We start from the raw sequence: 14,478 nt of genomic DNA, 5'->3' as shown, positions 1-14,478 counted from the left end.
CGGCGCGCGGGCCGGTGCCGCTCAACTCCCCAAGGAAAGGCGGGGTTTGGGGGCGTCCGTACGGCCGGTGGGCGGGCGCCTGCTGCCCGCGCGGTACGGCGCCGGCCAGACGGCGCCCGGACCGGTGTAGCCCTGCTCGGCGGCCGCGTGCAGCGTCCAGTGCGGGTCGTACAGGTGCGGGCGGGCCAGCGCGCACAGGTCGGCCCGCCCGGCCAGCAGCAGGGAGTTGACGTCGTCCCAGGAGGAGATCGCGCCGACCGCGATCACCGGTGTCCCGGTCTGCTGCCGGATGCGGTCGGCGAACGGCGTCTGGTACGAGCGCCCGAATTCCGGCCGTTCCTCGGACACCACTTGTCCCGTCGACACGTCGATCGCGTCGGCGCCGTGCGCGGCGAAGGCCCGCGCGATCTCCACCGCGTCCTCGGCGCTCGTCCCGCCCTCGGCCCAGTCGGTCGCGGAGATCCGCACCGTCATCGGCCGCTCCGGGGGCCAGGCGGCGCGTACGGCGTCGAAGACCTCCAGCGGGAAGCGCAGCCGTCGCTCCAGGCAGCCGCCGTAGGCGTCGGTGCGGCGGTTGGTGAGCGGGGAGAGGAAGCCGGAGAGCAGGTAGCCGTGGGCGCAGTGCAGTTCCAGCAGGTCGAACCCGGCGCGGGCGGCGCGCTGCGCGGCGGCGGTGAACTGTTCGCGGATGTCGGTCAGTTGGGCGCGGGTGAGTGCGCGCGGGGTCTGGCTGCGCGGCGTGTACGGCAGCGGGGAGGCGGCCACCAGCGGCCAGTTGCCCGTGTCGAGGGGTTCGTCGAGGCCCTCCCACATCGGCTTGGTGGAGCCCTTGCGGCCGCAGTGGCCGAGCTGCACGCCGAGCGCGGTGCCCGGCGCGTGGGTGTGCACGAAGTCGGTGATGCGCCGCCAGGCCTGGGTGTGGCGGCCGTCGTACAGGCCGGCGCAGCCGGGGGTGATGCGGCCCTCGGGGCTGACGCACACCATCTCGGTCATCACCAGCCCTGCGCCGCCGAGGGCGCGGGCGCCGAGGTGGACGAGGTGGAAGTCGCCCGGGACGCCGTCGACGGCCGAGTACATGTCCATCGGGGAGACGACGACGCGGTTGCGCAGGGTCAGGTCGCGCAGCCGCAGCGGCGTGAACATGGGCGGGGTGCCCGGCGGGCAGCCGAACTCGCGCTCCACGGACTCGGTGAAGCGCGCGTCGCGCAGGCGGAGGTTGCCGTGGGTGACGCGGCGGCTGCGGGTGAGCAGGTTGAAGGCGAACCGGCGGGGCGGCTGGCGGACGTAGAGGGCGAGGTCCTCGAACCACTCCAGGCTGGCGCGGGCGGCGCGCTGGGTGGAGGCGACGACCGGCCGGCGCTCCTGTTCGTAGGCCGTCAGCGCCTGATCCAGGCCGTCGTGCTCCCGCAGGCACGCGGCCAGGGCGAGGGCGTCCTCGACGGCGAGTTTGGTGCCGGAGCCGATGGAGAAGTGGGCGGTGTGGGCGGCGTCGCCGAGGAGGACGACGTTGCCGTGCGACCAGCGGTCGTTGACGACCGTGCGGAACCTCGTCCACGTCGAGGCGTTGGAGCGCAGGGGCCGTCCGTCGAGGGCGTCGGCGAAGATCTTCGCGCAGCGCTCGACCGATTCCCGCGTGCTCAGCGTGTCGAAGCCGGCCGCCCGCCACACCTCCTCGCGCATCTCGACGATCACCGTGGACGCGCCGGGCCGGTGCCGCGGCCCGCGGGGCCTCGTCGCGGGGTGGTGGCCGGGGGACGGGCGGGCGTAGGGGTAGCCGTGCAGCTGCATCACGCCGTGTTCGGTCTCGGCGATCTCGAAGCGGAACGCGTCGAAGGCGAGGTCGGCGGCGAGCCAGATGTAGCGGCAGCGGTGCGTGGTGACGGACGGGCGGAAGACGTGCGCGTACGCCGCCCGGGTGCCGCTGTGCACGCCGTCCGCGGCGACGACCAGGTCGTGGGTGCGGGCCAGCTCGCCCGGGTCCGGCGCGAGGGTGCGAAAGCGCAGGTCGACGCCGAGCGAGCGGCACCGCTCGTGCAGGATGCGCAGCAGTCGGCGCCGGCCGAGGGCGGCGAAGCCGTGGCCGCCGGAGGTCTGCCGCACGCCCCGGTGCACGATGTCGATGGCGTCCCAGCGGACGAACTCCCGCTGCAGGGCGGCGTGGACGGCGGGGTCGGCGTGCTCGATGCCGCCGAGGGTCTCGTCGGACAGCACGACGCCGAAGCCGAAGGTGTCGTCGGGGGCGTTGCGCTCCCAGACGGTGATCTCGCGGGCCGGATCGAGGCGTTTGAGCAGCGCGGCGGCGTACAGGCCGCCGGGGCCGCCGCCGATGACGGCGACCTTCATCGTCCCCGCCACCTGGGCGGCCGCTGCTCGGTGAAGGCCGCGTGGAACTCGGCGTAGTCCTCGCCGTTCATCAGCAGGGCCTGGGTGGCGGCGTCGAGTTCCACGGCGGCGGCCAGCGGCATGTCCAGCTCGGCCGTCAGCAGCGCCTTGGTCTGGGCGTGGGCGAGGGCCGGGCCGTCGGCGAGGCGGCGGGCCAGGGCGTGGGCGGCCTCGTCGGCGCGGCCCTCGCCGGTGAGTTCGCTGATCAGGCCGATGCGTTCGGCCTCGGGCGCGTGGACCGGCTCGCCGAGCATCAGCAGGCGGGTGGCGTGGCCGAGGCCGACGACGCGGGGCAGCAGGTAGGCGGCGCCCATGTCGCCGCCGGAGAGGCCGACCCGGGTGAAGAGGAAGGCGAAGCGGGCCCGGGGGTCGGCGACGCGGAAGTCCGCGGCCAGGGCGAGGACGGCACCGGCGCCGGCGGCCACGCCGTGCACGGCGGCGACCACCGGGAAGGGGCACTCGCGCACGGCCCGCACGACCTGCCCGGTCATCCGGTTGAAGTCGAGCAGCTGCGCGGTGTCCATGGCCAGGGTGGCGCCGATGATCTCGTCGACATCGCCGCCGGAGCAGAAGCCGCGCCCCTCCCCCGCCAGCACCAGCGCGCGCACCGCCCTCTCGCGGGCCAGTTCGGCGAGCAGGTCGCGCAGGTCGGCGTAGGCGCCGAAGGTGAGCGCGTTGAGCTTCTCGGGGCGGGCCAGGGTGACGGTGGCGACGCCGTCGTCGAGGGCGACGCGCAGGTGCCGCCAGTGGGAGGTGCGGGCGGCGGAGCCGGTGAAGGGACTCATACCGTCGAAGCTATCACTGAGTTGTGACGGTCGTCACGAGCGCGCGACACACCCGGTGCGCCCGGCAGGCGGCCGGTCACCATCCGTCACATCGGTAACGAAACGGCCGCAACCTGTTCCTCGTGCGGCAACGACGGGAGCGCGGCGGTGGGGTGGGGCGCCGGGCCGGGTAGGCCCCCGTACGATCCCCTTGTTGACAGCAGGACGGCCCGCCGGCGGACGGCGGGGCCCGCTGCGCCACGAACGGACCCGCCTTGGACGAACGCCCCGCCGCCCCCGCCTGCCCGGCATCCGGCCACCACCCCTCACCGGGGCACTGCGTGGCGTCCCCGCCGTCCTGGCGCGTCGCGCTGCCGCACACCACCGCGGCCGTGCCCGTGGCCCGCGCCCTGGTCCGCACCGCCCTGACGGAGCTGGAGCACGCGGCCGACAGCGACACCGCCGAGCTGCTGACGGCGGAGCTGGTGGCCAACGCCGTGGAGCACACCTCCGGCGAGGCCCCCATCCGGCTGGTCGTGGAACTGCTGCCGACCGGCTGCCACGTCGAGGTGCACGACCCCGACCCGGCGCCGCCCGGCAACCTCACCCGCCCCCCGGACACCGAGCCCGACCCCTGGCAGGAGCACGGGCGGGGCCTGCTGCTGATCCGCACCCTCAGCTCGTCCTGCGGCCACCGCCCCACCGAATCGGGCAAGGCGGTGTGGTTCAGACTGCCGCTTCCGCCTTCTCGGCGACGCCCGCCGGAGTAGCCGCGCCCCGGGCCAGCCGCGAGTGGCGGCGGCCGTAGCCGGCGTACACCGCCAGCCCGGCCGCGAGGAACACGGCGAACTGGATCCAGGCCGCGCCGCCCGTCTCGTACATCAGGTACAGGCAGCAGCCGGTGGCCAGCAGCGGCACCACCGGGTACAGCGGCACCCGGAAGGTACGCGCCAGGCCCGGCTCGCGGCGGCGCAGCGCGATCACGGCCACGTTGACGGCGGCCATGGTGGCGAGCGTGCCGATGGTGCACAGGCCGACCACGGCGTCCAGCGAGGCGAAGGCGGCCGGCAGGGCGAAGACCACCGCGACGAGCACCGTGCCCGCCACCGGCGTGGCCGTGCGCGGCGAGACCCGCTCGAAGACGCGCGGGACCAGCCCGTCCCGGGACATCGACATCAGGATGCGCGTCTGGCCGTAGAGCACGGCCAGCACCACCGAGGCGATCGCGACGACCGCGCCGAAGGCGACCACCCCGCCGCCGACCGAGGAGCCGGTGACCTCGTTGACGACGTACGACAGCGCGGCGGGCCGGCCGCCGACCCGGTCGCCGCCGACGGCGCCGATCGCGGCGAGGGCGACCGCGCAGTACAGCAGGGTGACCACGCCCATGCACACCAGGATGGCGACCGGAACGTGCCGGCGCGGGTCCTTGGCCTCCTCTCCGGCCGTGGTGATCGCGTCGAAGCCGATGTAGGAGAAGAACGCGGCCGTGGTGCCGGCGCCGACGCCGCCGAGCCCGGCCGGCGCGAAGGGGGTGAGGTTGCCGTCCTGGAAGGCGCTGAACCCGATGGCGCAGAACGCGGCGAGGATCGCCAGCTTCAGCACCGCCATCGCGGCCGTGGCCCGGGCGCTCTCCCGCACCCCCCGCACCAGCAGGACCGCGGCCAGGGCGATGACCAGCACCGCGGGCAGGTTGACGACGCCGCCGTCGCCGGGGCCGGCGGTGAGCGCGGCGGGCAGGGACAGGCCGGTGAGGCTGTGCAGCAGCTCGTCGACGTACTGGCTCCAGCCGACCGCGACCGCGGACACCGACACGCCGTACTCCAGCAGCAGGCACCAGCCGACGAGGAAGGCGGCCGTCTCGCCGAGGCCGGCGTAGGCGAAGGAGTAGGAGGAGCCGGAGACCGGGAGGGCGCCGCCCAGCTCGGCGAAGGAGAACGCGGTCAGCACGCAGGTGACGGCGGCGAGGACGAAGGAGACGACGACGGCGGGCCCGGCCTGGGCGACCGAGTCGGACAGGCCGACGAAGATGCCGGTGCCGACGATCGCGCCGACGCCGAAGCAGATGAGCTGGAACAACCCCATCGTCCGCCGCAGGCCGTGGCCCGCGCGGTCGGTTCCGGCCTCGGCGAGGAGAAGGGCGGGGGACTTGGTGCGGAATGCGGGCATGCGGGTGGTGCTCGTTTCTGGTGGTACGGGCATGCGGGTGGTGCTCGTTCCCGGTGGCTTTCCGGTGGCTTCCGGTGGCTTTCCGGTGGCTTTCCGGTGGTGCGGGCGCGACGGGGTGCCGTCGCGCGGCGGCCGTGGACGGGGTGGGTCCGGGCCACCGGTCGGGACGGGGTGCGGCCGGGCCGGCCGGCGGGGCTCAGGCGAGGGTGGCGACCAGGACCGCCTTGATGGTGTGCAGACGGTTCTCGGCCTCGTCGAAGACGACGGAGTGCGCCGACTCGAACACCTCGTCCGTCACCTCCAGGGACTCCAGGCCGTGGGCCTCGTGGATCTCGCGGCCGATCTCCGTGCCCAGGTCGTGGAAGGCGGGCAGGCAGTGCAGGAACTTCACGTCCGGGTTGCCGGTGGCGCGCAGCACGTCCATGGTCACCGCGTACGGCGCGAGGGCGGCGATGCGCTCGCCCCACACCTCCTTCGGCTCGCCCATCGACACCCACACGTCCGTGGCGACGAAGTCGGCGCCGGCCACGCCCTCGGCGACGTCCTCGGTGAGGGTGATGCGGGCGCCGCTGCCGGCGGCGAGCTCCTGGGCGCGGTCGACGACCTCCTGGGCGGGCCAGTAGCTCTTGGGCGCGACGATGCGCACGTCCATGCCGAGCAGGGCGCCGGTGACCAGGTAGGAGTTGCCCATGTTGAAGCGGGCGTCGCCGAGGTAGGCGAAGGCGGTCTCCTCCAGCGGCCCGGCGCGGTGCTCGGTCATGGTGAGCACGTCGGCGAGCATCTGGGTGGGGTGCCAGTCGTCGGTGAGCCCGTTGTAGACGGGCACGCCGGCGTACGCCGCGAGCTCCTCCACCTTCCGCTGGCTGTCGCCGCGGTACTGGATGGCGTCGTACATCCGCCCCAGGACGCGCGCGGTGTCCTTCACGGACTCCTTGTGGCCGATCTGCGAGCCGGAGGGGTCCAGGTAGGTGGTGCGGGCGCCCTGGTCGGCGGCGGCGACCTCGAAGGCGCAGCGGGTGCGGGTCGAGGTCTTCTCGAAGATCAGCGCGATGTTCTTCCCGCGCAGGTACGGCGTCTCGGTCCCGGCCTTCTTGGCGGCCTTCAGCTCGGCGGCCAGCTCGACCAGGCCGCGGAACTCCTCCGCGGTGAAGTCGAGCTCCTTGAGGAAGGGGCGGCCGGCGAGGGCGGTCGGGACTGTCGCCATGGGGCGCTCCTGGGTAGGGGGACACGGGTCTGCGGAACGAACCCATGGAATTCTATACGACGGCCAGCATTTCTATGCGACAGGGTGGGTGCCGGGCGCTCATACGGCGTCCCGCTCCACCGGACAGCTCATGCAGCGCGGGCCGCCCCTGCCCCGCCCCAGCTCGCTGCCCGGGATCTCGATGACCTCGATGCCCTGCTTGCGCAGGTGGGTGTTGGTGGTGGCGTTGCGTTCGTAGGCGACGACGACACCGGGTTCGACGGCGAGCACATTGCAGCCGTCGTCCCACTGCTCGCGCTCGGCCGCGTGCACGTCCTGGGTGGCGGTGAGCACCCGGATCTCGCTCAGGCCGAGGGCGGCGGCGATCGCGCGGTGCATGTGCTCCGGCGGGTGGTCGGTGACCTTCAGCTCCTTCTCGCCCACGCCCGGCTCGATGGTGTACGAGCGGAGCATGCCGAGGCCGGCGTACTGGGTGAAGGTGTCGCCGTCGACCATCGTCATCACCGTGTCCAGGTGCATGAAGGCACGGCGCTTGGGCATGTCGAGCGCGACGATCGTGGTCGCCGACCCGGCGGCGAACAGCTTGTGCGCGAGCATCTCCACGGCCTGCGGCGTGGTGCGCTCGCTCATGCCGATCAGGACGGCGCCGTTGCCGATGACCAGCACGTCGCCGCCCTCGATCGTGGACGGGTAGTCGGCCTGGCCCTCGGACCAGATGTGGAAGGACTGGTCGCGGAAGAGGGGGTGGTGGCGGTAGATCGCCTCGAAGTGCACCGTCTCCCGCTGCCGGGCCGGCCAGCGCATCGCGTTGATGGCCACCCCGTCGTAGATCCAGGCGGAGGTGTCCCGGGTGAACAGGTGGTTGGGCAGCGGGTCCAGCAGGAACTCGTCCAGCTCCATGGCGTGGAAGCGCACGGACACCGGCTCCTCGTACGCGTCCAGGAACTCCCGCTTCGTCATCCCGCCGACCAGCGCCTCGGCCAGCTCCCGCGCGGGCAGCGCCTCGAAGACGGCGCGCAGGTGGTCGGTGGCGAGCGGGCCGTACTCCTTCTCGTCGAAGACCCGGTCCAGGATCAGGGTCCGGGCCTCCGGCACGTCCAGGGTCTCGGCGAGCAGCTCCCCGAAGAGGTGGACCGTGACCCCGCGGTCGCGCAGCACGTCGGCGAACCCGTCGTGCTCGGCGCGCGCCCGGCGCACCCACAGCACGTCGTCGAAGAGCAGGGCGTCCTTGTTGCTGGGGGTGAGCCTTTTGAGTTCGAGGTCCGGCCGGTGCAGGATGACGCGGCGCAGCCGCCCGGTCTCGGAGTCGACGTGGAATCCCATGACTCCATCCTGACCGCCGGGGCGCTTCTTCATCCCCCGCTCGGCGGTTTCCGCCGCACCTCGTCCCCGTCCGCCCACCGCGCCTCGCTCCGTCCGCCGCGCCTCGCTCCGCCCGCCCGCCGGTTCGCCCACAGGTTCGCCCGCCCGGCGGCCGGCTCGGCGGGTCACTCGGCGGCTCGCTCGGTGGCCGGCCCGGCGGCTCACTTGGCGGCGCGGACCACGTCCTCGGTCGTCACCACCCGGGCGAACCCGCCGCCGTGCAGCGACACGGCCGAGGCGCGGGCGGCCTCGTCCGCGGTCAGCCGCCAGCCGAAGGGCCCTTGGAGGTCGAAGGTGTACGTGGCGTCGAAGGCGACCAGCACGTCGTGGCCGAGGTTGCCGCCCATGCGGGCCGTGGTCTCCACGCACATGTTGGTCTGGATGCCGGCCAGCACGAGCTGCCCGATGCCCGCCGCCCGCAGCCAGGCGTGCAGGTCCGGGGTGCCGTAGAAGGCGGAGTTGACGCTCTTGGTCACCAGCAGCTCGGGGCCGGCGCCCCCGCCGCGCCGCTGTTCGACGTAGTCCTTGAAACCGTTGCCGGGCCGGCCGGGGCGCAGCGGCGAGTCCGGTTCGGCCGAGTCGTGGCGGACGAACACGACCGGGCGGCCGGTCGCCTGCCAGACGTCGATGAGGGAGGCGATGTTGCCGTCGGCCTCGGGATGGTTGCGCGGCCCCCAGAAGCCGAGCTCGTCGAAGCCCCGCTGGACGTCGACGACGACGAGCGCGGCGTTCGCCGCGAGGTCCGCGACGCCCGCGGTCGCGGTGGCCTGCGTGCTCGCCGTGGCCTGCGTGCTCGCTGCGGCCTCCGTGCTCGCTGCGGCCTCCGTGCTCGCTGCGGCCTCCGTGCTCGCTGCGGCCTCCTCGGCCTCCTTGGTCTCCTCAGCCTTCTTGGTCCCCATGGCCTCGGTGGTCTCCATGGCCTGTGCGGCCTCCGTGTTCTCTCTGGTCCCGGTGGTCTCCGTGGTCTCCATGCCCTTGATCCTGCCGCCCGGCGCGCGGCCGCCCCAGAGGTACGGAAGACAGCGATCGATGGTTTACTGCCAGGCCGTGGACCGTGCCTACCGTGTCGCGCTCGTCGCCTTCCCCGGCATCCGCGCCTTCGACGTCTCCGTGGTCACCGAGGTGTGGGGCGCCGACCGCACCGACCGCGGGGTGCCCCCGTTCGAGCTGCGCCGGGTGGCCGCCGGCCGCGACCCGGTCCCGATGCGCGGCGGGCTGACCCTGGTCCCCGACCGCACCCTGGCCTGGCTGGACCGCGCCGACCTGGTGGTGGTGCCCGGCCTCGACGACCACCTCACCCCGGCGCCCGCCCCCGTCCTGGCGGCGCTGCGCCGCGCCCACGCCCGCGGCACCACGCTGGCCGCGCTGTGCGGCGGGGCGTTCACCCTGGCGCAGGCGGGGCTCCTGGACGGCCGCCGGGCGATCACCCACTGGGCCCTCGTCGACCTGCTGCGCCGCCGCCACCCCCGGGTCACCGTCGTGCCCGACGCGCTGTTCGTCGAGGACGGCGGCATCTGGACCGCCGCCGGGACGGCCGCCGGGATCGACCTGTGCCTGCACCTGGTGCGCACGGTGCACGGCGCGGAGGTCGCGGCGACCGTCGCCCGCTCGATGGTGACGGCGCCGTTCCGCACCGGGACGCAGGCCCAGTTCGTCGAGCGCCCCGTCCCGCGCGAGGACCGCGACGCCGACGCGCTCGCGGCCGTGCGCGAGTACGCCCTGCGGCACCTCGGCGAGCCCCTCACCGTCGCCGCCCTGGCCGGCCGCGCGGGCATGTCCCCGCGCACCTTCGCCCGCCGCTTCGCCGCCCAGACCGGCACGACGCCGCTGCGCTGGCTGCTGGACCAGCGGCTCGCCGCCGCCCAGCGGCTCCTGGAGCGCACCGACCTGCCGGTCCCGGAGGTCGCCCGCCGCGCCGGCTTCGGCAGCGAGGTCACCATGCGCCAGCACTTCGCGGCCCGGCTGGGCACGAGTCCGCGGGCGTACCGGACGGCCTTCGCCGCGGACGGCGTCCGGCGCGGGGGCACGGCCGGGGGCGCGGGACGTCCGCGCGGGCGGGGGCGCCCCGGGCGCAGGCCCGCCCGGCGGGCGCCGAAGCCCCGCCCCCGCGGGCGCGCGGCCCGCGGTGAAGCCGTCCGGGCTGTCCCGGGCGGGCGGGAGGTGGCACGCGGCCGGCGGCGGACGGGAGACGGCACACGGCCGGCGACGGACGGGAGACGGCACACGGCCGGCGGCGGGCGCACGCCGCCGGCCGCCCCCGGCTACAGCCGCGGGTCCACCGGCTCCGACTCCAGGGCCAGCACGCCGAACACCGCCTCGTGCACGCGCCACAGCGGCTCGCCCCCGGCCAGGCGGTCCAGGGCCTCCAGGCCCAGGGCGTACTCGCGCAGGGCGAGGGAGCGCTTGTGCCCGAGGGAGCGCTCGCGCAGCCGGGCCAGGTGGTCGGGGCGGGTGTACTCCGGGCCGTAGATGATCCGGAGGTACTCGCGGCCGCGGCACTTGACGCCGGGCTGGACCAGGCGCCCCTCCGGGTCGCGGACGAGCGCGCCGACGGGCTTGACGACCATGCCCTCGCCGCCGCGGCCGGTCATCTCCAGCCACCAGTCGACGCCGGCGCGCACCGAGTCGGGGTCGCCGGTGTCGACGTACAGCCGCCGCGTGGTCTGCAGCAGGCCGCTGCCGTCGTGCTCGACGAGCCGGTCGAGCAGGGCGAGCTGCTCGTCGTGCGGCAGCGCGGCCAGGCTGCGCCCCTCGACGGCCAGGAGCTGGAACGGTGCGAGGCGTACGCCGTCGAGGCCGTCGGTGCTCCAGCAGTAGCGCCGGTACGCCGCCGTGAACGCGGCCGCGTCCGCCGCCCGCTCCCGCTGCCGGGCCAGCAGGCCGGCCACGTCGACCCCGCGGGCGGCCGCGCCCTCCAGCGCGGCGAGCGCGCCGGGGAACACCGCCCCCGAGGCGGCGCCGACCGCCGCGTACTGGCGGCGCAGCAGCCCGGACGCCTTCAGCGACCACGGCATGAGCTCGCCGTCCAGCAGCAGCCAGTCCGTCTCCAGCTCCTCCCACAGGCCGGCCTCGTCCACGGCGCGGCGCAGGCGGGCGAGGACCTCCTCGGTGACCGCCGGGTCGTCGAAGAAGGGCCGGCCGGTGCGGGTGTAGAGGGAGCCGGTCGGTCCTTCCCCGCCCTCAACCCCGTCCGAGGGGGAGGCGGCCCCGACGCCGAAGCGGCGGCGGGCCGCCTCCGCGTCCCGGCACACCAGGGCCACCGCCCGCGACCCCATGTGCTTCTCCTCGCACACCACCCGCGCCACGCCGTCCCGCGCGTACTGTGCGAACGCCTCCGCCGGGTGCTCCAGGTAGCCGTCGATCCGCGAGGTCGCGGTCGGCGCCATGGTCGGCGGGAGGTAGGGCAGCAGCCGCGGGTCGACGGCGAAGCGGCTCATCACCTCCAGCGCCGCGGCCGCGTTCTGCTCGCGCACCGCGACCCGCCCGGCGTACCGCGTCTCCACGCCCCGCCGCCCCTGCACGTCGGCCAGGTCCAGCGGGCGGCCCTCCCGCCCGCCGGGCGCCTCGCTCCGCAGCGGCTTGACCGGCTCGTACCAGACCCGCTCGGCCGGTACGTCGACCAGTTCCCGCTCCGGCCAGCGCAGCGCGGTGAGCCGGCCGCCGAAGACGACGCCGGTGTCCAGGCAGATGGTGTTGTTCAGCCAGGTGGCCTCCGGCACCGGCGTGTGGCCGTACACCACGGCCGCCCGGCCGCGGTACTCCTCCGCCCACGGGTAGCGCACCGGCAGCCCGAACTCGTCGGTCTCGCCGGTGGTGTCGCCGTACAGCGCGTGCGAGCGCACCCGGCCGGAGGTGCGGCCGTGGTATTTCTCGGGCAGGCCGGCGTGGCAGACCACGAGCCGGCCGCCGTCGAGGACGTAGTGGCTGACCAGCCCGTCGATGAACTCCCGCACCCGCGCCCGGAACTCCTCCGGTTCCCGCTCCATCTGCGCGACGGTCTCGGCCAGCCCGTGGGTGAGCTGCACCTTGCGGCCCTTGAGGTAACGGCCGTACTTGTTCTCGTGGTTGCCGGGGACGCACAGCGCGTGGCCGGCGGCGACCATGGACATCACGCGGCGCAGCACGCCCGGGGTGTCCGGGCCGCGGTCGACGAGGTCGCCGACGAACACGGCCATGCGGCCCTGCGGGTGCACGCCGTCGACGTAGCCCAGCTTGTCCAGCAGCGCCTCCAGTTCGGCCGAGCAGCCGTGCACGTCGCCGATGATGTCGAACGGGCCGGTGAGGTGGGTCAGGTCGTTGAAGCGCTTCTCGGTGACGATCCGCGCCTGCTCCACCTCCTCGGTGCCGCGCAGGACGTGCACCTTGCGGAAGCCCTCCCGCTCCAAGTGCCGGAGCGAGCGCCGCAGTTCGCGGATGTGGCGCTGGATCACCCGGCGCGGCATGCCGGCCCGGTCGGGGCGGGCCGCGTTGCGGGCGGCGCACACCTCCTCGGGCACGTCGAGCACGATGGCGATGGGCAGCACGTCGTGCCGACGCGCCAGGTCGATCAGCTTCCGGCGGGCCTCGGACTGCACGCTGGTGGCGTCGACGACGGTGCGCCGGCCGGCGGCCAGGCGCTTGCCGGCGATGTAGTGCAGCACGTCGAAGGCGTCCCCGGTGGCGCTCTGGTCGTTCTCGTCGTCCGCGACCAGCCCCCGGCAGAAGTCGGAGGAGATCACCTCGGTGGGCTTGAAGTGGCGGCGGGCGAAGGTGGACTTGCCCGAGCCGGAGGCGCCGACCAGCACCACGAGGGAGAGGTCGGTGACGGGCAGGACCCGCTCCGTGCGTGTCTCGGTCATGCCGTCCTCGCCTCCTTCTCGTCGGTCTCGTGCTCGCTGGTCTTGTTCTCGCTGGTCTTGTTCTTGTGCGCCTCGTTCGGCGTCACCGCGGTGAACACGGCCATCTGCGTGGGCGGGCCCACCTCGGGGTCGTCCGGGCCGACCGGCCGGAAGTCCACCGCGTACCCGTGGCGTGCGGCCACGGCCCGCGCCCAGGTGCGGAACTCCTCCCGCGTCCACTCGAAGCGGTGGTCGTCGTGCCGCACGTGTCCGGCCGGGAGGGTCTCCCAGCGGACGTTGTACTCGACGTTCGGGGTGGTCACGATCACCGTGCGGGGGCGGGCCGTGCCGAACACCGCGTACTCCAGGGCGGGCAGCCGGGGCGGGTCGACGTGCTCCACCACCTCGCTGAGCACGGCCGCGTCGTACCCCTTGAGCCGGGTGTCGGTGTAGACGAGCGAGCCCTGCAGCAGCCTCACGCGGGACGCCTGCCGCTCCCCCATCCGCTCCAGCCGCAGCCGGCGTTCGGCGAGGGCGAGGGCGCGCCGGGAGACGTCGACGCCGACGATCTCGGTGAACCGCCGGTCCTTCAGCAGCTCCTGCACCAACTGGCCCGGTCCGCAGCCCAGGTCGAGGACCCGGGCGGCCCCGGCCTCGGTGAGGGCCGCGACGATCGCCGCCCGCCGCTGCACGGCCAGCGGCACGGGCCTCTCCTCCGGGCCGGCGCCGGCCGCCACCGCGGTGCCGGTCCCCTCGGCCCCGGTCCCCTCGGCCCCGGTCTCCCCGGCTTCGGTCTCCTCGGCTTCGGTCTCCTCGGCTTCGGTCTCCTCGGTCTCGGTGTCGTCGGCCGCGACCGCGTTGTCGATCTCCTCGACCTCGGTGTCGTCGGCCTCGGCCAGCCGCACCAACTCCAGCCGCTCCAGCGCCTCGCGGGTCAGCGACCGGCGGCGCGCCAGGTACCGGCTGGTGATCAGCTGCTGCTCCGGGTGGCCGGGCAGCCAGCCCTCGCCGGCCCGCAGCAGCTTGTCGACCTCGTCGGCGGCGACCCAGTAGTGCTTGGCGCCGTCGAGCACCGGCAGCAGGACGTACAGGTGCCGCAGCGCCTCCGCGAGCGTCAGCGTCTGCGACTCCAGCGTCAGCCGCACGTACCGCGAGTCGCCCCACTCCGGGAACGTCTCGTCCAGCGGCACCGGTTCGGCGGTGACCGCCCAGCCGAGCGGCTCGAAGAGACGCCGTACCAGGTCGGGGCCGCCGTGCGCGGGCAGGGCCGGTATCGCGATGCGCAACGGGCGTGCCTGCGCGGGCAGTTCGGGGCGGGCCCGGCACACGCCCCGGATCGCGCTGGAGAAGACGCCGCTCAGCGCCACGGCCAGCAGCGAGGAGGCCGCGTACGGGCGGTCGTTGACGTACTGCGCGAGCGCCGCGTCCGGGGCGCCGCCGCGGCCCCTGCCCTTCCCGCGCCGCACCAGCGCCACCGGGTCGACCTCCAGCAGCAGCGCCGCCGTGCAGCGCCCGGCGTCCGCCTCGGGGTAGAAGACGTGCGCGGTGCCGTGGGAGGTACTGAACGCCTGCGCCCGGTCGGGGTGTTTGTGCAGCAGGAACCCCAGGTCGGTGGCCGGGCGCTCGGGCGTGCCGGTGGTGGTGAGGGTCAGGAACATACGGTCGAGTCTCCCGGCGCCGGGGCCCGGGTGACCACCGGTTTTTCCCGACGGGGGTGCGGCCTTCCTCCCGACGGGGATGCGACCCTTCTCCTGACGGGAGTGCGGCCTTTCTCCTGACG

8 protein-coding genes and 2 pseudogenes are annotated in these 14,478 nt (G+C 74.6%); 2 read left to right on the top strand and 8 right to left on the bottom strand.

Annotated features, from left to right (window positions below):
- Positions 1–21 precede the first annotated feature (21 nt).
- Both IE225_RS13635 and IE225_RS13630 read right to left on the bottom strand, forming a co-directional pair.
- The gene (locus IE225_RS13635) at positions 22–2,343 is read right to left on the bottom strand and encodes a bifunctional salicylyl-CoA 5-hydroxylase/oxidoreductase (protein ID WP_190057736.1); all 2,322 of its coding nucleotides are present in this window, start codon (positions 2,341–2,343) and stop codon (positions 22–24) included.
- Positions 2,340–3,167, bottom strand: a complete 828-nt coding sequence (locus IE225_RS13630; RefSeq protein ID WP_190057735.1) for an enoyl-CoA hydratase family protein — start codon at positions 3,165–3,167, stop codon at positions 2,340–2,342. Before IE225_RS13630 ends, IE225_RS13635 begins: the two co-directional genes overlap by 4 nt.
- Positions 3,168–3,421: 254 nt before the next feature.
- On the opposite strand from IE225_RS13630, the gene IE225_RS13625 reads away from it, so the two are divergent.
- Entirely contained in the window at positions 3,422–3,916 is a 495-nt protein-coding gene (locus IE225_RS13625; RefSeq protein WP_190057734.1) for an ATP-binding protein, read from the top strand.
- Here IE225_RS13625 and IE225_RS13620 read toward each other — a convergent pair.
- The 4 genes and pseudogenes from IE225_RS13620 to IE225_RS13605 form a co-directional block, all read right to left on the bottom strand.
- A complete protein-coding gene (locus IE225_RS13620; protein ID WP_190057733.1) occupies positions 3,873–5,315 on the bottom strand; it encodes an amino acid permease in 1,443 nt (480 codons plus the stop codon). The genes IE225_RS13625 and IE225_RS13620 overlap by 44 nt on opposite strands.
- Positions 5,316–5,511: 196 nt before the next feature.
- Complete coding sequence (gene argF, locus IE225_RS13615; RefSeq protein WP_190057732.1) at positions 5,512–6,519, bottom strand: ornithine carbamoyltransferase; 1,008 nt, start codon at positions 6,517–6,519, stop codon at positions 5,512–5,514.
- A gap of 99 nt (positions 6,520–6,618) precedes the next feature.
- Positions 6,619–7,842, bottom strand: a complete 1,224-nt coding sequence (locus IE225_RS13610) for an arginine deiminase (RefSeq protein WP_190057731.1) — start codon at positions 7,840–7,842, stop codon at positions 6,619–6,621.
- A 200-nt stretch (positions 7,843–8,042) separates the two neighbouring features.
- A pseudogene (locus IE225_RS13605) lies at positions 8,043–8,624 on the bottom strand (cysteine hydrolase family protein); the annotation flags it as partial.
- Between the two features lie 286 nt (positions 8,625–8,910).
- Here IE225_RS13605 and IE225_RS13600 point away from each other — a divergent pair.
- A pseudogene (locus IE225_RS13600) lies at positions 8,911–9,885 on the top strand (GlxA family transcriptional regulator); the annotation flags it as partial.
- 257 nt (positions 9,886–10,142) lie between these two features.
- Here IE225_RS13600 and IE225_RS13595 read toward each other — a convergent pair.
- Together IE225_RS13595 and IE225_RS13590 are read right to left on the bottom strand one after the other, a co-directional pair.
- Positions 10,143–12,719: a polynucleotide kinase-phosphatase gene (locus tag IE225_RS13595; protein WP_190057730.1), complete on the bottom strand. Its 2,577-nt coding sequence runs from the start codon at positions 12,717–12,719 to the stop codon at positions 10,143–10,145.
- Positions 12,716–14,356, bottom strand: a complete 1,641-nt coding sequence (locus IE225_RS13590; RefSeq protein ID WP_190057729.1) for a 3' terminal RNA ribose 2'-O-methyltransferase Hen1 — start codon at positions 14,354–14,356, stop codon at positions 12,716–12,718. The genes IE225_RS13595 and IE225_RS13590 overlap by 4 nt, the downstream gene beginning before the upstream one ends.
- Positions 14,357–14,478 lie beyond the last annotated feature (122 nt).

Origin of the sequence: Streptomyces echinoruber (assembly GCF_014651135.1) — a bacterium.
GTDB classification, from domain to species: domain Bacteria; phylum Actinomycetota; class Actinomycetes; order Streptomycetales; family Streptomycetaceae; genus Streptomyces; species Streptomyces echinoruber.
Note: the sequence above shows the minus strand (reverse complement) of the source record. Positions and strands in the feature narration are given on the sequence as shown.